Annotated in this window: 15 protein-coding genes and 1 pseudogene; 4 read left to right on the top strand and 12 right to left on the bottom strand. The window is 52.4% G+C overall.

Annotation, left to right across the window (positions count from 1 at the left end; genetic code table 11):
- Nucleotides 1-3 precede the first annotated feature (3 nt).
- The 5 genes from A7983_RS15820 to A7983_RS15800 all read right to left on the bottom strand — a co-directional run bounded on the left by A7983_RS15820 (nt 4) and on the right by A7983_RS15800 (nt 8,004).
- Entirely contained in the window at nt 4-1,551 is a 1,548-nt protein-coding gene (locus tag A7983_RS15820; protein ID WP_005974135.1) for a sugar ABC transporter ATP-binding protein, read from the bottom strand.
- Nucleotides 1,552-1,631: 80 nt separating this feature from the next.
- A complete protein-coding gene (locus A7983_RS15815) occupies nt 1,632-2,570 on the bottom strand; it encodes a substrate-binding domain-containing protein (protein WP_005974132.1) in 939 nt (312 codons plus the stop codon).
- Nucleotides 2,571-2,660: 90 nt separating this feature from the next.
- A complete protein-coding gene (gene iolG, locus A7983_RS15810) occupies nt 2,661-3,647 on the bottom strand; it encodes an inositol 2-dehydrogenase (RefSeq protein ID WP_005974129.1) in 987 nt (328 codons plus the stop codon).
- 716 nt (nt 3,648-4,363) lie between these two features.
- The gene (gene iolD / locus A7983_RS15805) at nt 4,364-6,295 is read right to left on the bottom strand and encodes a 3D-(3,5/4)-trihydroxycyclohexane-1,2-dione acylhydrolase (decyclizing) (protein ID WP_005974126.1); all 1,932 of its coding nucleotides are present in this window, start codon (nt 6,293-6,295) and stop codon (nt 4,364-4,366) included.
- 197 nt (nt 6,296-6,492) lie between these two features.
- Nucleotides 6,493-8,004 carry a CoA-acylating methylmalonate-semialdehyde dehydrogenase gene (locus A7983_RS15800; protein ID WP_005974124.1) on the bottom strand — a complete coding sequence of 504 codons (1,512 nt, stop codon included), beginning with the start codon at nt 8,002-8,004 and terminating at the stop codon, nt 6,493-6,495.
- A 334-nt stretch (nt 8,005-8,338) separates the two neighbouring features.
- Between A7983_RS15800 and A7983_RS15795 the strand changes: the two genes are divergently transcribed.
- From A7983_RS15795 to A7983_RS15785, 3 genes are all read left to right on the top strand, one after another.
- Nucleotides 8,339-9,196 (top strand): MurR/RpiR family transcriptional regulator, encoded by an 858-nt coding sequence (locus tag A7983_RS15795; RefSeq protein WP_005974121.1) that lies wholly within the window; start codon nt 8,339-8,341, stop codon nt 9,194-9,196.
- A gap of 47 nt (nt 9,197-9,243) precedes the next feature.
- The gene (locus A7983_RS15790; RefSeq protein ID WP_005974118.1) at nt 9,244-9,549 is read left to right on the top strand and encodes a putative quinol monooxygenase; all 306 of its coding nucleotides are present in this window, start codon (nt 9,244-9,246) and stop codon (nt 9,547-9,549) included.
- 328 nt (nt 9,550-9,877) lie between these two features.
- Nucleotides 9,878-10,981 carry an ABC transporter substrate-binding protein gene (locus A7983_RS15785; RefSeq protein ID WP_005974116.1) on the top strand — a complete coding sequence of 368 codons (1,104 nt, stop codon included), beginning with the start codon at nt 9,878-9,880 and terminating at the stop codon, nt 10,979-10,981.
- A gap of 142 nt (nt 10,982-11,123) precedes the next feature.
- Here the strand turns inward: A7983_RS15785 and A7983_RS15780 are convergent, their stop codons facing one another.
- Entirely contained in the window at nt 11,124-11,891 is a 768-nt protein-coding gene (locus A7983_RS15780) for a diguanylate cyclase (protein ID WP_235778029.1), read from the bottom strand.
- Between the two features lie 21 nt (nt 11,892-11,912).
- A pseudogene (locus tag A7983_RS24885) lies at nt 11,913-12,185 on the bottom strand (MASE2 domain-containing protein); the annotation flags it as partial.
- Nucleotides 12,186-12,420: 235 nt separating this feature from the next.
- On the opposite strand from A7983_RS24885, the gene A7983_RS15775 reads away from it, so the two are divergent.
- A complete protein-coding gene (locus tag A7983_RS15775; RefSeq protein ID WP_005974110.1) occupies nt 12,421-12,747 on the top strand; it encodes a hypothetical protein in 327 nt (108 codons plus the stop codon).
- 109 nt (nt 12,748-12,856) lie between these two features.
- Here the strand turns inward: A7983_RS15775 and A7983_RS15770 are convergent, their stop codons facing one another.
- The 5 genes from A7983_RS15770 to A7983_RS15750 all read right to left on the bottom strand — a co-directional run bounded on the left by A7983_RS15770 (nt 12,857) and on the right by A7983_RS15750 (nt 19,053).
- A complete protein-coding gene (locus tag A7983_RS15770) occupies nt 12,857-14,479 on the bottom strand; it encodes a S53 family peptidase (RefSeq protein WP_005974107.1) in 1,623 nt (540 codons plus the stop codon).
- A 19-nt stretch (nt 14,480-14,498) separates the two neighbouring features.
- Nucleotides 14,499-15,056, bottom strand: coding sequence for a chorismate mutase (locus A7983_RS15765; protein ID WP_005974104.1), 558 nt, complete (start codon nt 15,054-15,056; stop codon nt 14,499-14,501).
- A 392-nt stretch (nt 15,057-15,448) separates the two neighbouring features.
- Complete coding sequence (locus A7983_RS15760) at nt 15,449-17,587, bottom strand: YjbH domain-containing protein (protein ID WP_005974101.1); 2,139 nt, start codon at nt 17,585-17,587, stop codon at nt 15,449-15,451.
- On the bottom strand, nt 17,584-18,366 hold the full coding sequence (locus A7983_RS15755) for a capsule biosynthesis GfcC family protein (RefSeq protein ID WP_005974098.1): 783 nt from the start codon (nt 18,364-18,366) through the stop codon (nt 17,584-17,586). Before A7983_RS15755 ends, A7983_RS15760 begins: the two co-directional genes overlap by 4 nt.
- Before the next feature lie 9 nt (nt 18,367-18,375).
- On the bottom strand, nt 18,376-19,053 hold the full coding sequence (locus A7983_RS15750) for a YjbF family lipoprotein (RefSeq protein WP_005974096.1): 678 nt from the start codon (nt 19,051-19,053) through the stop codon (nt 18,376-18,378).
- Nucleotides 19,054-19,070: the final 17 nt, after the last annotated feature.

Genomic DNA, 19,070 nt, shown 5'->3' with positions numbered 1-19,070 from the left:
CCGTTATGCTGCGTGTAATGCGTCGTGGCAAATGGCCATCATCGTCATCAGTTTTTCTTCTGTGGCGTCATCGCCATGAATTTCCCCGCTGATCCGCCCTTCGCTGAGCGTGATAATACGGTCGGAAATCGCCATGATTTCCGGCAGGTCGGAGGAAATCACAATCACGGCGACGCCCCGTTTCGCCATATCGAACAGCACCTGATGCACTTCGGACTTAGTGCCGACATCGATGCCGCGCGTGGGCTCATCCACGATCAATACCTTCGGGTTCAGCGCCATACAGCGGGCAAGAATCACCTTTTGCTGGTTACCACCCGACAGCTTGCGCACCTCTTGATCGCTGTTCACCATCTTGATGTGCAGCGCTTGACGGTAGGCGTCGATGAGATCGTCTTCTTTACGGGTGTTCACAAACCAGCGCCAGCGCATGAGCGACGAGAGGTTGGAGAGCGAGATGTTTTCCCTGATTGACAATCCCAGTACCGCGCCCTCTTTCTTGCGATCTTCCGGCACCAGCGCGATACCCTGCGACAGCGCATGTAGGGGTGTGGACGGATGATAAGGCGCGTCATCCAGCACAAACTCACCGCTAGAGAACGCATCGGCACCAAACAGGCAGCGTGCGATTTCCGTGCGCCCTGCACCAACCAGCCCGGCGATGCCGAGCACCTCGCCCGCATGCACCTGAAAGCTGATATCTTTCAGCGCGATGCCGTGTGCATCCAGCGGCGGCTTTTCTCGGCTTAAGCCCTTCACCGCCAGACGTACCGGTTTATCCTGATGATGCGTCTCGGAAGGCGGACGACGGTTAAACACCACGTCACGCCCGACCATAAGGCGAATAATCTCCTGCACGTTGGTGCTGGCGACATCCCCGGAACCGGTGTAGCGGCCATCCTGAAACACGGTAAAGCGATCGCACAGTTGGAAAACTTCATGGAGTCGGTGCGTCACATACACCACGCTCACGCCACGACCTTTTAGCTCACGAACCACGCGATGCAGGCTGTCGACTTCGCTATCGCTCAGCGCTGCCGATGGTTCATCCATCACAATCAGTTTGGCGTTCAGCGTCAGCGCTCTGGCTATCTCCACCATCTGCTGCTGCGCTACACTCAAACGCGCCACCTGCGTCGTCGGCGCAATGTTCAATTTCAGGTAATCCAGTACCGCTTTCGCCTCGCGATTGACCGCCAGCGCGTCGACAAATAATCCACTGCTCTGAGGTTCACGCCCCAGGAACATGTTTTCCGCCACGCTCATATTCGGCAGCAGATTGAATTCCTGATAAATGGTGATAATTCCCCGTTTTTGGCGTTCAACCGGCGATTCGAGCGGTAACAGTTGCTGACCGCCAAACCAGATATCACCGCTGGTCTGCGGCTGCGCCCCTGCCAGCGCTTTTAACAGCGTCGATTTACCCGCGCCGTTTTCTCCCAATAGCGCATGAATCTCTCCCGGCTGTACGGTCAGTTGCGCATTACTCAGCGCCCAGACGCCAGAGAAGCTCTTTGCCAGATCGGTGATGTTCAGTAGGGGTTCCGTCATGCGTACCTTCCTCCCGCAAGGCCGCGCAGTCGCGGCCTGCTGAATACCTTTTATGATTTAATAATGGTGTGGAAAACGACTTATTTACCCGCTTCGCCAATGCGCTCGGCATCGTTCAGGTTATCTTTGGTAATCATGGTCGGTTGGTAGTCAGCCCCGGTGATCGGCGCTTTACTGCGGATGTTATTAGTTAACTGCGTTAACGCCGTGGTTACCGCATAGCCCGGACGCTGATCGGCGGTCACCGCCAGCCAGCCGTCACGTACACGAGCCAACGCTTCCGGCACAGCGTCAAAGCCCGTCACCATCACCTCACCGGGTTTCAGCCCCTGGCCCTGTAACGCTTCAATCGCGCCCAGCGCCATATCGTCATTCGCGGAGAGGATCACCTGCGGACGTTTAGGCAGCGAAGGAAAAACACTTTCAACGATGCGCATCCCTTCTGAACGCATCCAGTTCCCCGTCTGGTCAGCCACAATGTGGTATTTACTGCCACCCGCTTTCAGGCTGTCGCGGATCCCCTGCGTCCGCTCGATATTGGAAGAAGAGCCCGGTTGACCAGTCAGCAGAATGATCTCTGCACCGTTCGGGAATTTGGTTTTGACATAATCGGCAATCGCCTGACCGCCTTTGTAGTTGTTAGCGCCAAAATGCGGCACCGCTTTTTCCGTTTTCACCGAACGATCCAGCGTCACCACCGGCAGCTTGGCATCCTGAATTTCGGTCACCGCGCTGGAAACCGCATTAACGTCATTCGGTGACACCACAAAGCCCTGCGCACCACGCGTGATGGCATTCTCTAAATCGGCGGCCTGCTTCGGCGAGCTACCCTGCCCATCCAGCACCTGCAAATTCACGCCCAGTTCTTTGGCGGCTTTGACGGCGGTGCGCTGCATGTGAACTTCAAACGGCATAGCGAGATTCGGCGTACTGAAAACGATTTGTTCATTTTGGGCCTGAGCAAAACCAGACAGACCCAGTGCGATGGCGATTGCGGTAACGCTGATGAGCTTTTTCATATGTCTTTTCTCTGCTTCTGTTGTTATGGATCGATTGCTATAGAATCGGTGTAGGGTTGAAAGCAGGTAAAACGCGGAGTGCCGATACGGTTACACGGCGACCTCCTTGCCTTGAGCCAGCGATTCAAAGGCTTTATCCGCCAGATTCAACGCCCTCTCACCATCCAGCCCGGAGCATTCCGGCTGCGTCCGACCATTCAGCACATCAACAAAGTGCTGCCATTCCGCCGCGTAAGCCGCGTGATAGCGTTGCAGGAAGAAATATTCAGGTTTCGCGGACAAGCAACCGTCATCTGTCCACTGCTCGACCACGTTTTCACGGATATTGCCTGCGGTGAGCACACCTTTCGCGCCGTGCAATTCGAGGCGCTGATCGTAGCCGTAGCCGGAGCGGCGGCTGTTGACGATAGTCGCCATCGCGCCTGAGGCAAATTTCAGCACGATAAATGCGGTATCAATGTCGCCCGCCTCGCCAATCGCCGGATCAACCAGATTGCTGCCTTGTGCAAAGACCGACACCGGCTCTTCGCCCATAATGAAGCGCGCCATATCGAAATCATGGATCGTCATATCGCGGAACATTCCGCCGGAAACGCGGACATACTCAGCAGGCGGTGGCGAAGGATCGCGGGAGATAATCAGGAGGGATTCCGGTTTGCCGATATTGCCTTCGCCAGCCAGCGTTTTGACGCGGCGGAATTGTGGGTCGTAGCGGCGGTTGAACCCAACAAACAGCGGCACGTTCTGCTGTTTGACGACGGTCAGGCAGTCGCGAACACGAGCAATATCCAGATGCACCGGCTTTTCACAGAAAATGGCTTTGCCATGCTTGGCGGCCAACTCAATCAAGTCAGCGTGCGTGTCGGTCGCGGAGGCAATCAGGACAGCGTGCACGGCGGGATCGTTCATGACCTCGTCAACCGTTTGTACTTTGGTATGGTAACGTTCGGCCAGCGCGGTGGCATTTGCGGGGTTGGGATCGACCACCGCGTACAGGTTGGTTTCTTTGTGTGCCGCAATGTTCACTGCATGGACCTGACCGATACGGCCCGCGCCCAGTAAAGCGATGTTAAACATAGATGCTCCCTTGCTACCTGAGTGATATTTAACGCCAGACGGATAAAGTGACGGGATAACGGTGAATTTCATTCTCTCCAGTCCCATCACCCACTTTTACCGCAAATCCTGATAGATAAAATAAAACATTTATTTCAATTTTGTATAAATTGAAAATTATATTTTTGCGCGTCAGTTAACATTTTCATGACATCTTCGCTGTTTTCTGCAACCCCAATCACACATCACGTGAGAACGTTTATGGGGATAGACATGACTATCAGGGGATCGGTCAGGTGCTGGCGTATAGCAGTAGGAAAAATGAAACTGCGGTTTGAAAATGAAATGAATATTTCAACTTATTCCCTCCCATTGCATTCAACCATCTCGGAGATGCAACTACAGGGTGTCACCACGAATTTTGCCCTTATCCGGCGTAAAAAATTATGCTGAGGAGATAGCAGGCTTAGGATGAGCCGCAGGACGCGGCGAAAGCTTGCGCCACGTAGGGAACGTGTCGCAAGCGGTCCGTTAAGCCTGATACCGACGAAGGAACCGCGTCAGCGGCATAATTTCCGCCAAAAAGCCTGGGGTCAAGGGGCGAGCGGCGTTTGAGCCGTCCCTTGTCGGGCGCGTGCTACGGGGTAGCATGAAAGTGACGGTACTATCGCGCACGAAACCGTCTCTTAGTTTTCATAAAAAATGCGACTAAGAGACAGTGATGCAGGGGAGATCACCTAGTATTGCCGTGCGCGGGAGAGCGCCGCTTTCACGCTATTGGCCGCAGTCTCAATCTCTGGATTGTCGGCGACCTGCGCCGTGCCCGTGCGCCACCAGGATTCATAGCCGTGCGTCATGGTCTTCGGCAGAACCTTGATATCAAGCAGCACCGGTCCCGCGTGCTGGCGTGATTCCGTCAGCGCCTGCCTGAGTGAGGCTTCATCATGCACCCGCCACGCTTTGCAGCCGTAGCTTTCCGCATTTTTGGCGAAATCTACCGGAATGAGCGCACCGCGCAGTTGCCCCGACTCCGCATCGCGGTAGCGGTTTTCCGTACAGAAGCTGCCCATTCCCTGACTCATTTGCAGGTTGTTGATACAACCAAAGCCCGCGTTGTCGAACAGCAACACGGTGATTTTGATGCCCTCTTGCACCGCCGTTTGCAGTTCGGTATGCAGCATCAAATAGGAGCCGTCACCGACCATCGCGTAGACAGGCTGTTGCGGTGCCGCAAGGCGTGCGCCAATCGCCGCCGCAATCTCATACCCCATGCAGGAGTAACCATATTCCAGATGATAGCTGTCCGGCGTCTTCACCTGCCACACGCGCTGTAAATCACCCGGCAGTGAGCCCGCTGCACCCACCACGATCGCATTATCCTCCAGCTCCTCATTCAGTATGCCCAGCACGCGCGTTTGCGTCAGGTGGGTATTCAGCGTCTGGCGGTATTCATCCAGCTTGTCTTCCAGACCATCCACCACTTCGGGCACCAGTTCCCCCTTATCCTGCACGGTAAACAGCCGCTGTAGCTCGCGTTCCCATTCCGCACGCGCCTCATCAACAGCCTGCTGCCAGCCGCTACGATACGATGCCACCGCCAGCCGTTCACTCAGCGCTTCAAGCCCGACACGGGCATCGGCGATCAGAGGCAGTGCATCCAATTTTAACGCATCGAACTCGGCAACGTTTAGCAGTAAAAACTCGACGCTCGGGTTCTGAAACAGCGATTTGGAGCCGGTGGTAAAATCGGTTAAACGCGTCCCGACGCCGATAATCAGATCTGCCTCGTGCGCTAGCCGATTCGCCGCCAGCCCCCCCGTCACGCCAATACCGCCGCAGTTCAGTGGATGTGATGAAACGATCGCGCCCTTGCCCGCCTGCGTTTCGCCAAACGGGATCGCAAACTGCTCAGCAAGCTGTGCCAGCGCATCATGTGCGCCGGAATAACGAACGCCGCCACCGCAAATCAGCATTGGACGATTTTTTCTCGCAATCAACGCCGCGGCTTCATCCAGTCGCGTGGCATCCGGCGGACGCCGTTCGAGGTGATGGACGCGCTTGCGGAAAAACGATATCGGATAATCCCAGACTTCCGCCTGTACATCCTGCGGTAAGCACAGCGTTACCGCACCGGTGTCTGCCGGATCGGTCAGGACGCGCATGGCATTAATCAGCGCGCTCATCAGTTGTTCGGGGCGATTAATACGATCCCAATAGCGGGAAACCGGTTTAAAGCAGTCATTGGTGCTAATCGACAGATCGTGGTATTGCTCAACCTGCTGCAACACCGGGTCCGGTTGGCGGCAGGCGAAGAGATCGCCGGGCAGCAGCAGTACTGGGATGCGGTTGGCGGTGGCGGTCGCCGCAGCGGTCACCATATTTGCCGCCCCCGGCCCTACTGAAGAAGTCACCGCATAGATTTTCCGCCGCTTGTGTTGTTTAGCAAACCCAACGGCGATGTGCGCCATTCCCTGTTCGCTGCACCCCTGATGGACGGTGAGGCGGTTCGCCTCCTGCTCCAGCGCCTGGCCGATGCCCAGCACATTACCGTGACCAAAAATGGTCATGACACCCTGCACAAAAGGGGATTCTTCACCGTCTACGCTGATGTATTGCTGGTTGAGAAACCTGACCAGCGCTTGCGCCATGGTGATGCGACACGTATCCATTGAGCTACTCCTTCACGTAAGGGAGGATTAAAACGACTGATCCCTGCTGCAATATCGAGATACACGGGTATACCACGGGGCGAGGCGTCCCTACGGGAACCTCATCCCCGTGTTCCCCCTAAAACTACACATTATTGATACAGCACATTTTCAGCACTTGTTATCGTTACAAACGCAGCACAAAACACTTACGCGCCTCACTCCAGCGTGGGCATGACGAAGTTGCTGGTGTGGTGCTCCAAACGGACGCTGGCGGGCCAGCGGCTGGTGACGGTTTTCATTCGAGTGTAGAAGCGCACGCCGTCACTACCATGAACATTCAGCGGTCCAAAAATGGATCGCTTCCAGCCGCCGAAGCTGTGGAACGCCATCGGCACCGGAATCGGTACGTTCACGCCAACCATGCCCGCCTGCACCTCTTCACAGAACTGGCGCGCCGTTTCGCCATCGCGGGTAAAGATAGCAGTGCCGTTACCGTATTCATGGTTATTAATCAGCGTCACCGCCGTCTGGTAATCTGGCACGCGCACAACGGATAGCACCGGGCCAAAAATTTCTTCCTGATAGATTTTCATCTCCGGCGTGACGTTATCGAACAGTGTCGGCCCGATAAAGTAACCTTGCGGGTGCCCTTGTACGGACAGCGTGCGGCCATCGATACGCAGCGTCGCCCCTTGCTCAACGCCACTTTGAATATAGTCGGCAATTTTCGCCCGATGCGGTGCACTGATCACCGGGCCCATTTCATTTTCCTGCCCATCTACCAGACCCGGCCCAACGCGCATCGCGTTTATCTGCGCATTCAGACGCTGATGCAACGCCTCTGCCGTGTCATCACCCACCGCGACCACTACCGACAGCGCCATGCAGCGTTCGCCCGCCGCGCCAAATGCCGCCCCCATAATCGCGCTGGCAGCCATGCCCATATCAGCATCCGGCATCAGAATGCAGTGATTTTTCGCTCCGCCCAGCGCCTGACAGCGTTTGCCGTGCGCCGATGCCGTCTGATAGATGTATTCCGCCACCGGCGTCGATCCCACAAAACTCACCGCCTGCACGCGCGGATCGGTCAACAGCACATCCACTGCTTCTTTGTCACCCTGAACCACATTAAACACGCCATCCGGCAAGCCCGCTTCTTTCAGCAGTTGCGCCAACAGCAGCGAGAGTGACGGATCTTTTTCCGACGGCTTAAGCACAAAGGTATTGCCCGTCGCCAAGGCAATCGGGAACATCCACATGGGCACCATCGCCGGGAAGTTAAACGGCGTAATCCCGACGCACACGCCAAGCGGCTGCATAAGCGAATGGCTATCCACACCCGTACCTACATTCGCCGAGTGTTCGCCTTTTTGCAGATGCGGGATACCGCAGGCAAATTCAACAACTTCCAGCCCGCGCGTCACCTCACCCACGGCATCGGAATAGACCTTGCCATGCTCCTGTGAAATCAGCCGAGCCAGCGTATCCATGCGCTCTTCCAGCAGCGCCTTGAAACGGAACAGGACGCGCGCACGGCGTAGCGGAGAGTGCTTTGACCACGCAGGGAATGCCGCCGCCGCGCTGGCAATCGCCTGCTCGACGTCCGCCTTATCAGACATCACAACCTGGCGAATCTGCTCGCCCGTCGCCGGGTTATACACCGCCGCGTAGCGCTGACTGCGGCTGGAGACAATCGCCCCCTGAATGAAGCTAGATACGGTTTCCATGTTTACACCTTTGTGGGTTTTGAGGAGACAAACGGCTGATACCGAATTACAGTATATGAAATGAATATTCCATTTAATGGAAAAATAAAATAAATATTGATTATTGTGATCCGCTGCGAATTTTTATGTAAACTTGAAGACAACTGTCCTCAAAGACAGGCGAGCAGCCTCTGAAAATAGCCGCATCCCTAAAAGGTGTGCCGTCGGAAATGTCGTTCAGATAAAACAGCGGTGTTCAGAAATGAATTTTCTGTTCCATTTCAGGTGCCGATCATGAAAGGCATGACGAAGGACAGACAGAATAGTGAGATGAGACTTTGGGAGATGACCCGATATGCCCATGGCAACCAGCCTGAGAGAATTACAGGAACAGATCCGCGAGCGTTATGATTCGCTCAGCAAGCGACTACAGCAGGTCGCGCATTATGTGCTGGATAATACCAACAGCATCGCGTTCGATACCGTCGCAGTGATCGCCGAACGGGCTGACGTTCCCCCTTCAACGTTAATTCGCTTCGCTAACGCCTTTGATTTCAGCGGCTTCAACGAAATGAAACAGCTATTCCGCATGAATTTGGTGGAGGAAACTGCCAGTTATACCGACCGGGCACGACTGTTTCGGGCGATGGAAGCCGACGCCGTACCAGAAACGCCGTTGGATATTCTGCATGAGTTTGCCCGCTCAAATGCACAGGCAATGCAACAACTAGCGGCACGCACGCCTCAAGACGATCTGCAAAAAGCCGTCGATCTGTTGGCGCAGGCAGAAACGATCTATATCGTGGGGCTGCGGCGCTCATTTAGCGTTGCCACTTACCTCACCTACGCGCTCAGCCATCTGGAAAGCAGCCCAATTCTGGTCAACGGTCTGGGTGGCATGTTTCGCGAACAACTCAGCCGCGTCAACTCGCGTGACGTGGTGGTTTCCATCAGCTTCTCACCCTATTCACAGGAAACCGTGATGGTCAGCGAGATGGCAGCAAAAGCTGGCGCACGACAAATCGTGATTACCGACAGCCAGATCAGCCCGCTGGCGACGCTCAGCGATGTGTGCTTTGTGGTGAAGGAAGCCCAGGTTGATGCATTCCGTTCACAGTCCGCTACGCTGTGTCTGGTACAGTCGCTGATGGTATCGCTGGCCTACCGGCAGGGAAACGGCACAGAACAGAGCGAAAAACAGCGGCGCGGCTAGCCGGAACTATTTACTTAGCAGGATGAACATATAGGGAGACCCGTTTTATGCTTCAAGTCATCGCACAGGATTTTATTAAGCCTGAGAGTATTGAGATCGTCATGCCGCTGTACCGCGAATTGGTAGAGAAAACACGACAAGAGCCGCTGTGCATCTCCTACGCGCTTTTTATCAATCAGAAAGATCCGGGGCATTTCACCTTTATCGAAACCTGGCCGGATAGAGCGGCACTGGACATTCACTGCCAGACCGAACACTTCCAGCGTCTGGTTCCCATGATAAATAGCCACCAGCGAGCCGAGTGCACGTTTCTGCTGATGGATCCGTTTGACGGCAACATCCCCACAGTGTGAATCAATCTAATTTTAGGTCGCCGTGCGGCCTATATATCGTCACAACGCCTTCCTCATTTTGCTTTTTTTCACCTTCACATTTAATTCATTTTTTTTGAATTAAAATCTCAATTTTTTCCTGTTTAACATTTTTTACAACCAGATAACATACAAAAATCCTCTGACAACAGGCCATTTAACTGTTAACTCAGCAGGATAATGAATATCAAACAAATTAAATAATTTGATAATCATTCTAATAATATCGCCAACACATTCTTATCCAACCAACAATCTCAAGGAATAAAGAATGTGTCGGTAGGTATCGGCTCTCATTCAGGAGGAATCGATGTTTACAATAAAACAGGTGGTCGCATTTACGGCGCTGATGGCGACGGCAGCGGCTAGCTATGCGGCAGTAGAGGCCGATAAGCGTCCAATCAATGAGCTTTATCAGAACGCGCTTCGGGAAGGCGGTATTGTGACCGTCTATGCAGGCGGTGACACACCGGGTCAGCAGGATGGCATCAAACAGGCGTTTGAAAAACGCTTTCCGGGCATGAAACTCAACGTCATTGTGGACTACAGTAAATTCCACGATGCCCGTATTGATAACCAGTTGGCGACCAATACGCTGGTGCCAGATGTCGTGCAGTTGCAAACCTTGCAGGATTACCCGCGCTGGAAGAAAGATGGCGTGTTGCTGAATTACAAACCCATCGGCTGGGATAAAGTATACCCGGCGTTTAAAGACAAAGATGGTGCCTGGACTGGCGTGTTTGTCGATGCGTTCAGCAATGTGGTCAATACCAAGCTGATTGCCGAAAACGCCTGGCCGACAGAAGCCAATGATTACCTGCGTCCCGATCTGAAAGGCAGCATTGTTTTGACCTACCCGAACGATGACGACGCCGTGCTGTTCTGGTTCAAGCAGGTCGTGGATAAATATGGCTGGGAATATGTTGCTAAGTTCAAAGAGCAGAACCCCGTTTACGTGCGTGGTACACAGGCTCCCGCAGATGATGTGGAAAGCGGTAAATCTGCGGCGACATTCTCAACCGACGGCGCGCTTGCTCCCGATCAAAATGCCAATTCCCGTTTTGTTCTGCCTAAAAACGATCCATTCGTCTCTTGGGCACAGCGTGCGGCCATTTTCAAACAGGCTAAACATCCGGAAAGCGCCAAGCTGTATCTGAGCTGGCTGTTGGATAAAGAAACCCAAAGTAATGTTTGGTATATGTGGTCGGTTCGTACTGACGTTGCGCCACCTGCTGGCTATAAACCTATCTGGGAATATAAAAATACCAGCCCGCAAGCCTTTGCCGATTTCATGAGCGATCGTGCGGCGGTAGAATCATTCCGTACCCAAATCGGTCTGTATCTTGGCGAAGTGAAAGGTGAACCCTCTCCCGGTCACTTAGGGCTGCATCCAAAAGAAGCATTACCACATTAATGTACGACCTGTAGTCTGATCCCGATTGATTCCACAACACAGTGGAATCAAAAAGACAAAGCCCTTATCACCATTCTATGGCATAAGGGCTTTTGTCTATCACCGAAAAGATAGCCACATACCACGCGATTATCTTGCGCGATCAGGCCACTTCGGTTCGGCGGCGACCTTTATTTTTTGCTCGATAAAGTGCCATATCTGCCGCTTTTAACCAGTCAATATACTGCCCCATGTCCAGCGAGATCTCTGCGATACCGACGCTGACAAAAACCGCGAGCTGGGGTGTCTGGCTCAGGAACTTCAGCGATAAACTCTCTCGAATGCGATTCACCGCATCCAGCGCATCCCCCGCACGGGTTTGCGGTAAAATTACAGCAAATTCATCCCCACCGAACCGCCCAATCACATCCGTTTCCCGAAAGCCAGACGTCAGTTCACGCGCCAACAGCAATATCGCCTGATCGCCGACGTTGTGCCCAAAATTATCGTTAAAAGCTTTAAAATGGTCGATATCGAACAGAACCAACGTCGCAGTACGCTTATAACGCTGACAAATGTCATACTCGTGCTTCAACAGGTGTTCCCAGTGGTGACGATTATAGAGATTCGTCATACCGTCATGAATGCTAACTTCCATCAGCATACGTTTGTGTTCCGCTAGTTTCAGCGCGGTAGTGTAGGTCACATAGCCTAGGGAAATCGGGTAGATCAACAGCATCGGCAGGCAGGCATAAAGCTGTATCAGCGTCGTATCCAGCGAGATAGGCACCGCAAACAGCACCAGAACCAGTACGCCTGTGGCACACTGTAATACGATGCCCTGAACAAACAGCTTGATTCCACCGCCAGCCGTGCCGTTCATCCCCACCATCGCGACAATCAGTGCGCTGGGCAAAAGATTTACGCCCATAAATCCTATCCAAATACCACCAAAAACCACATCAATCAATAGATTGCGTCTCTCACACCGCATAGGATCACGTGACCGCTGGGATAATCTGTAAGCCAGGTGAGGCCAGACAAAAACGTTCACAAAGAGTAATCCCCATAATAACACTGGCGTAAGCTTGGTAATCAGCACCGAGGATATAAAGAGAGCACACAGTATCGTACCGGCAATACGTGGAATGTAGACACGCTGGGAAAAGCGTAACCCTGAGCGACGTACATCTACCGTCAAAAACGTCGGCGGCAAGGCTGACATAACGACCCCTATGCGGTTCACTAACTAATAGCGAGAAAAGAATATTATGGCTGAGAGCATGTCAGCAACAATGAGTAATTTTTACATTCATTGTGTTACATAACGAACTGGCGTTGTAACGGCTAAACAGAGTAACACGAACGTTAACCCACGGTGGTCTTACCCGTTATTTACGTGCTGTCAAAGCCTGCAATAGTACCTTTCCCCCGATCGTAACAGCCAGGGATTTCCGTTCATGCGATGTTTTGATGCGTATTCCAGGCATTTGTGGGGGAATGGTAGCGGCGCTTATGCTCTGGAGCTGGGTGCAGAGCCCTCGTTCGATGGATTTGAAGATGGAACGTTCTATGCTTTCAATGCAAAGTGCTGGCATGCAGGGTTGGAGACAGCCAATATAGGCTGGGAGTTACTCTTTCTTCATTTCAGCGAGGCGTCGAATCCGCGGCTCCCTTATATGGATGATTACATGAATGCAACATGGTTTGATTTTCCTGCCCCATATATTCATATTCCGATCGGAGGAAAAACGCAGGTTAATACAGCATTATACTCTAAACCTTAACAACCGCTGATCTGAGGGGATAAAAACCTGATATGAATGCGGTTACATCGCGCATCATATCAGGTTTCATTGTATTTTAGTCCACGAGCGCCTTTACCTAACGACGAGTTTAGTGCCCACCTTCGCCTTCGTCCTCTCGTGCGCCATTAAGCCTGACAAGCCGCTTCAACAGCCTCAGCAATTTCACGCCATCTGGCGACCCCAGCCCAGTACAGGCATCCCAGCCTTCAGAGGCCACAAATGCCCCATTATTTCCCCGCACGATATCCTTGCAGCTATTACGGTTACGATAAAGCAGTGGAGGAATAAACAACGATACCGACTCGGTCAACGCGAGCATACGCGCGAGTAAACCGGCCCATAGCGGCGCAACCGCACTGGTCCCCCCAACCACACCTTCCCGTCCGTTGACTTCTACCAGATAGCCCGTTTCGGGATCGGCATTGCCGCTGACATCGGGTACACCGCGGTATTGCAGGGCGTGCTGGCCGCCATATTTATCGACCAGAGACAGCCCTAACTGCCAACTGGGCAATGCAAAGTACTGGCTAACACCGCCCCCCGTAGCACTACCATCTCGGTTGTGCCACGCAGTTTCCTCCCGAGCTTTTTGCAATCTCGTGCCGCCACAGGCTAAAACGTAGGGGCTGGAAGCAGGAAAATTCACATGCGCCCCATGCGGCTCACCATCACTCGCCCCCTGATCGCCAGAAGCTACACACACCGTAATACCTAATGCCGCCGCCGTTTGAAAGGCTTGATTGAACACCTGTAATGACTGCGCCGTCCATTTTGACTCGCTGCCCCCCCAACTAATCGAAATCACCGAGGGTGCGTTTCTCTCATCATGGATCGCGGTGTTGATCGCTTCTAAAAATCCGGCATCGGTGTTCGGAGCAAAGTACACCACAATTTTGGCGGCTGGAGCCAGCGTACCCGCAATTTCGATATCCATCTGCACTTCGATATCAATGGGGTTCACCTCGCTGTCACCGTCTGGCGGCGTAGGGGCATTCGTCGCACCTCCTACACAAATATCGACAATCTGCGGTGGGTTGACGCCCATGCGTTTAAAATAGTGCTCCAATTGCGGTAAGTGATATCCGCCCCCTAGTTCAATAATACCGATGCACTGCCCCGCCCCATCATGTTCCGGGAAGTGGTAGTGCTCCGCCAGCTCTAGCGGCGTGTAACTTGACGGACGCGTTGCTGCATTAGAGAACGTGTCATTCACATGCAGGCAGCAGTTCGTTGCCAGACGCTCATCAAGGCCGAGTACGGCAATCACTACGCCCTGTAGATATTCCGGCAGATAAATTCCTCCCACTCTCCCACGAAATGCTCCATGCTTATGGTCATACTGGGCTAAGCTCACGCGAAACGCTTGCTCCATTTGCCCTACGCTCCCCGTCAAAAAGACAGTACGGCTGGCAGGATGTTCACGTTCAATAGATAACCGATAATGGCGGGCAAACGCACGGACATGTTCTATATCAGCATCGTCAGCGCTGAACTTTCTGGCGTAACTGGCTCTCGACAGCGGTCTATTGGCATTGATCCCGCCAAACTGCGGATCGATGCTATCGTGTAGTTCGGTATAATACTCATCATCTGGCATAGTAAAACGCAGCACCAGCATGACTCTGACGCTTTCATTAACATTACAGCGTTCGAGATACGCGGCATCAGCGATATTTCCGCGCTCGCTCCCTTTCAATAATTGGTAAGTCATCGTCTTCTCTCCCACTCAGCTATTTGCCGTCTGGTTCAATGTGACTCAATGCCGCATAAATCTGGCGTTTGTCGTTCTGTGACAGATGCTCAACATTAATAGAAGAAAGAAAAGCATCCTCTTGCTGAGGCGCAAAATGTCCGCCATCCGAGAGGTAACGTTTAATACTAACTAAGAGTTGGTCGTCAATCGTGAGTAGCGTGGGTCTGATCGTGTCGTTCAACGACAGGGGCGTCCAGCCGTTCTCCGGTGTCGAAAGCCAGTCCGCCATGTAGCGATACTGAATGGCTTTGCTGGCATTCATTAATGAAGTAAAAAACAACTGTGTACTCTGAGGGAATAAACCAACGGCAACAGATTGCTCCCGCACCTTACTCAAAATACGTTCCTCTTGTTTCAGATCCTCAACCGGCAGATGTTGACGAGCCTTATACCCCGCAACATCTTTCATGAGCACCATCCTCTCCTGAATTAACTGATAGATACCAAGAGAGTTATCCTGCACGGCCGCGTGCAAAGGAAGACACCAGGCAGAACTCATCACTAATGAGATAACAGCGGAAATAGGCAAATTCATCGGGTTGCACACTCCTGTCAGTACTATCATGAAAATCTATGGCTATGTTTTTATTTCGCCACTGCGGCAGGAGATAATAGGTTTCGCGATATGAATCTTCCATGACGTAAATATTTCAATCATTACTCACAGGAAACACTTTTTATTAAAAATTACCCAATCTGTTGTGACACCCACTATTAAGTCGCTAAATTACAAGCGGCTTAGGAATCACCTCCCTGAATCGTAACCCTCGACATCAGATAATTAAGATACAAACAATGACCAAATGAAATAGTTCACACTGGTTATCAAATGACAATGCTGACCTGTAAAGTAAAGACGCACAAAAAAGCCCGCTGTGGCACTCGGCCATGACGGGCTTGATTTAACGCTAAACGAACGGGGAACGATTAGTGATCGGTAACGTCATACAGTGGGTTACGGCGTTGCAGTTGCTGCCCACCGTCACGCGTCAGCGGCACCCAACCGACAGTGCCACGTTTCACCGTTGGTTCAGTGAACAGTAGATCAAACGGAATGGAGACATAGAAGCCTTTGGTAAAGCTGCCTTCACCATATTCCGCCGCACTGACGTTAGTTTTAGTGGCAAAAGCACCCGCAACAATACCACTGTCAAAGCGGCGAGACAGATCGAGCGTCACCCCTTTATCTCCAGCCAGATAACGACCCACGCTGACCTTCGCTACCGCACCTTCCACAAACGGAAGCTCCCAGTACGCCGTCAGATGGCCAGTCACCACATCGTAGTCGGTCATCCTCATGATGTCGTTCCAGTCACGCTGTTTAACATAGTTCACATCCATCCCCAGCGCCCAACTTTTACCAAATGGGCGATACAGCACCTCAGACCCAACACCCGCGTACATCATTTCCAGATAGCCGCCGTAAACCTGAGTATACCAGTCCTGAGCGGGATTATCCCTGCGGGTCAATTGCAGATTGGTCAACAACAGATCGGAAGAAGTGACGTACTCACGCACCCAGGTTCTGACGCGTGGCAGCGCTGCACCATCCGCTGGCGGTGTTTTATAGTTGAACTTATCGTAGTTATCCAACAAGTTCAGCGTCGCGGTTCCCCCGATGCTCCAGTGATCGCTCAGGCGATAGTCCACATTACCTTTCAACGAGATCTGATACATATAGAAGGACTCAGGGCCACCGAAAGACTGCGTCAATGCAGGATCTAATGAATACGTCAGACGATCGGGTTCCGCAAGTAGAACCCGCTGACCACGCACGTCGGATACCGGCTCTTTGCGATGCGTTTCTGGTTCCGGTTGACCAAGCGGGGTGGCAGCCTGTTTAACCTGATGGAAAGCTTTGGCATCCACTTCCGTACTGGCAATAGGCAAACGCTGGCTGCGCTGAACGAAGTGGTACTCATCAATACTGCCCGGTACATGGTTCGCCAACACCGTGGCTGCACGCTGCGTTGCCTCTTCACTGTTACGGTATTTCGTCTGATCGGCAACAATGGTAACCTGTTTTTGGTCCGCGTAAATATCAGCGTCCTTAAAGCCGGCCTTATCATTCAGCTCTTTCGAAACGAGTTGCCAGTTGGTACCCTTGCCATCCTGCACTGGCGCATAAACGGGCGGTGCATCGTCTAAATAGTTCGGCTTCAGACTGTCAAAGTTGGTGCGCAGGGTGAAGCCCCACATCAGGGTATTGCCACGCTGCCACGATAGCGTGGTATCCAACACATCCCCCACTCGGTAGACCGCACCAATGTTGAAAGGAGAGTCTTGTTTGATCTTTTCAATACGGTAACGATCGGCAAATTCGCGACTGTAGTCATTACCATCATATTCAAGCTTCAGGCGAAGAGGATCCCACGGAGTCTGATATTCGACCCCACCAAACAATGCAGCTGGGCCGTGAAAAAAATTCCCAACTTCAAATTGCCCGCCTTTACCAGAATAGCCCTCACTGCGCTGACAGAAACCAGCTTTTAATGAACAAGCGGGGTTCTTAATATTACCGCTCTCAGCCATATTGCCCCACCCCATACCGAGAGTGAAATCAAATGGGCCGAAACGTTTACTGGCAACCAGGTATTCACTATCAAATAATCCTGTCCCTGCAATATCACGTAATCCCAACGATACATCCGGTAACCAATAACTTTCCTGCCACAGTCTTGCTTTTACATCAAAACCTTTATCTTTATGGGTTTGATTACCACTAAAATCAGTGCTGAAACTATACGGTGCTGTACGAGTATCAGTATAACGTACCGTCGTTTCCAGCCAGTCAAAGAGCTGGAGGGATATGGAATAGCGCCGATATTCCTCATTATCACGGTAGTTCAGGCTAAATTCGCCCACTTCCGCCATACGCGCGGTTGGCATTTGCAACAACCCCACACCACCGAAGTCATACTGCGATACGCCCGCAGGCTGAAAACGCAAATTCGGGTTCGTCGCAGCACGGCTATTTTCTGTTTCAGCCGCCATCGCCTGCGCACTCAGGATGCCGCCAATCGCTAACGACAGACAGCCTAGTTTAACGTTTCTGTTCTTTGTCATTCGAATGGGATCCGGTTAGCAAGGTAGTCAGCAAGTTGATCGTTGAGTGATGACATATCCTGAGGTAAAGCTGAGGGATCAAAGCCGATAAAAAGCGTTTCACCCGCAGCGGGTTCACTATGCTGTCGGTTCCACAGCGCCAGCGGTACTTTACGCCACTTGCCATTTCCCCCAATCAGATAGCCATAACTGTTATCCGCTCCCGCTAAAAGCCGCCGCCCAGAGAGATAATTCTCAACCGACCATCCGGCACGCAGCGCCACTTTCCCCGACGTTTCCAGCTCTCCCACATCGGAGGAAGTATTCACCAGACCGATCAGAGACAGCCTGTCATCATGGGGAGCCACATACAGTGCATATTCCCCCACCAGAGGACGATTATTTTCTATATACACGCGCACGCGGTCGGGATCCAGATCGGTACGGATGCGACCCGCAACATTAATCGGGCTAATCGTCTTTCTCAGCAACCAAGCGGAAATGGCTAAATCGCCATCACCAGAGTTACGCCAGCGTGTTTCCAGTTCTGCCAGCGTTTGCAACAAGGCATCGCCCTGTGCCCGAACTTTCTGCGTCGTCGCAAAATCAGAAATCAATGCCGTTTGCCAATTAATGTTCTGCGGCCAGGAAACTTGTTCGTAAAATTTTTCAAGACGCGTACCGTCGCCCTGTTTAATAACGGCGATCGTTTCTTGAGGCGATTTCACCGTCAATTGTGCAGACATCGCGACGCTGGAAACCAGCAGCAGCAAAGTCGCGATACGATTAAGTGCCAACATTGCAGCCCCTTATTGTGCGTAGGGTTTTAATACGTTGAATGTGACCAGTGCCATACCCGGCCCCATATACTGTTGGCTCTGAACCACACTTCCGTTAGTCGGATCAAGCCAGTAGCTATTGGTGTAAGACTCATTCAAGGCAGAGACGGTCACCTGCTCATCAAAGCGCAGCAGCTCACGAGGGGTATCCAGAATTTTTACCGTCTCTTTGCCACGGGCCTGGAAAACGGACGTAGTATCGTAACCACCGCGGAAGACCTGAGCCCACTCAACCCGGCTTTTCCACGTCATCGGTGTCGATGTCTTCAATAGGCCTAACGTCAGGGGATCTTGTTGCAGATTATCCACATAGGTAATGTCTTCACCAAAGCCCTGCGTTTTCACTAAACGGCCATGTTGGGTCGCGATCATATTTTTATCGGCCCCGATCCATTTCAACTGATTCTGCTCAGCAAAAGCCAGCACGACAAACGCCTGCGGTGCTTTACCCACTTTCAGATAGGCAGACGCATAGGGCGTACTGGCAACCTGTTTGGCCGTTACGTGAGTATCATCCTGGCCGAAAAACGCCAGTTTGAACGTTTTCCCTACCTGATCCACATTTTGGGAACAGCCGACGAGCACAATAGATAAAAGAGGGGCGGCAATCAGCGCTTTCATTTCTGCTATTCGTTTTATTCTTGTCATGCGATGAAATTCTCGTT

This window comes from Pectobacterium wasabiae CFBP 3304 (assembly GCF_001742185.1).
GTDB classification, from domain to species: domain Bacteria; phylum Pseudomonadota; class Gammaproteobacteria; order Enterobacterales; family Enterobacteriaceae; genus Pectobacterium; species Pectobacterium wasabiae.
Note: the sequence above shows the minus strand (reverse complement) of the source record. Positions and strands in the feature narration are given on the sequence as shown.

Bases quoted from the DNA above. Each gene is read 5' to 3' on its own strand.
- A7983_RS15795 (WP_005974121.1), top strand. From the start codon at position 8,339: ATGCCCATGGCAACCAGCCTGAGAGAATTACAGGAACAGATCCGCGAG.
- A7983_RS15765 (WP_005974104.1), bottom strand. From the start codon at position 15,056: ATGAATTTGCCTATTTCCGCTGTTATCTCATTAGTGATGAGTTCTGCC.
- A7983_RS15785 (WP_005974116.1), top strand. From the start codon at position 9,878: ATGTTTACAATAAAACAGGTGGTCGCATTTACGGCGCTGATGGCGACG.
- A7983_RS15780 (WP_235778029.1), bottom strand. From the start codon at position 11,891: ATGGGCGTAAATCTTTTGCCCAGCGCACTGATTGTCGCGATGGTGGGG.
- A7983_RS15820 (WP_005974135.1), bottom strand. From the start codon at position 1,551: ATGACGGAACCCCTACTGAACATCACCGATCTGGCAAAGAGCTTCTCT.
- A7983_RS15815 (WP_005974132.1), bottom strand. From the start codon at position 2,570: ATGAAAAAGCTCATCAGCGTTACCGCAATCGCCATCGCACTGGGTCTG.
- A7983_RS15790 (WP_005974118.1), top strand. From the start codon at position 9,244: ATGCTTCAAGTCATCGCACAGGATTTTATTAAGCCTGAGAGTATTGAG.
- A7983_RS15750 (WP_005974096.1), bottom strand. From the start codon at position 19,053: ATGACAAGAATAAAACGAATAGCAGAAATGAAAGCGCTGATTGCCGCC.
- iolD (WP_005974126.1), bottom strand. From the start codon at position 6,295: ATGGATACGTGTCGCATCACCATGGCGCAAGCGCTGGTCAGGTTTCTC.
- iolG (WP_005974129.1), bottom strand. From the start codon at position 3,647: ATGTTTAACATCGCTTTACTGGGCGCGGGCCGTATCGGTCAGGTCCAT.
- A7983_RS15770 (WP_005974107.1), bottom strand. From the start codon at position 14,479: ATGACTTACCAATTATTGAAAGGGAGCGAGCGCGGAAATATCGCTGAT.
- A7983_RS15760 (WP_005974101.1), bottom strand. From the start codon at position 17,587: ATGACAAAGAACAGAAACGTTAAACTAGGCTGTCTGTCGTTAGCGATT.
- A7983_RS15800 (WP_005974124.1), bottom strand. From the start codon at position 8,004: ATGGAAACCGTATCTAGCTTCATTCAGGGGGCGATTGTCTCCAGCCGC.
- A7983_RS15775 (WP_005974110.1), top strand. From the start codon at position 12,421: ATGCGATGTTTTGATGCGTATTCCAGGCATTTGTGGGGGAATGGTAGC.
- A7983_RS15755 (WP_005974098.1), bottom strand. From the start codon at position 18,366: ATGTTGGCACTTAATCGTATCGCGACTTTGCTGCTGCTGGTTTCCAGC.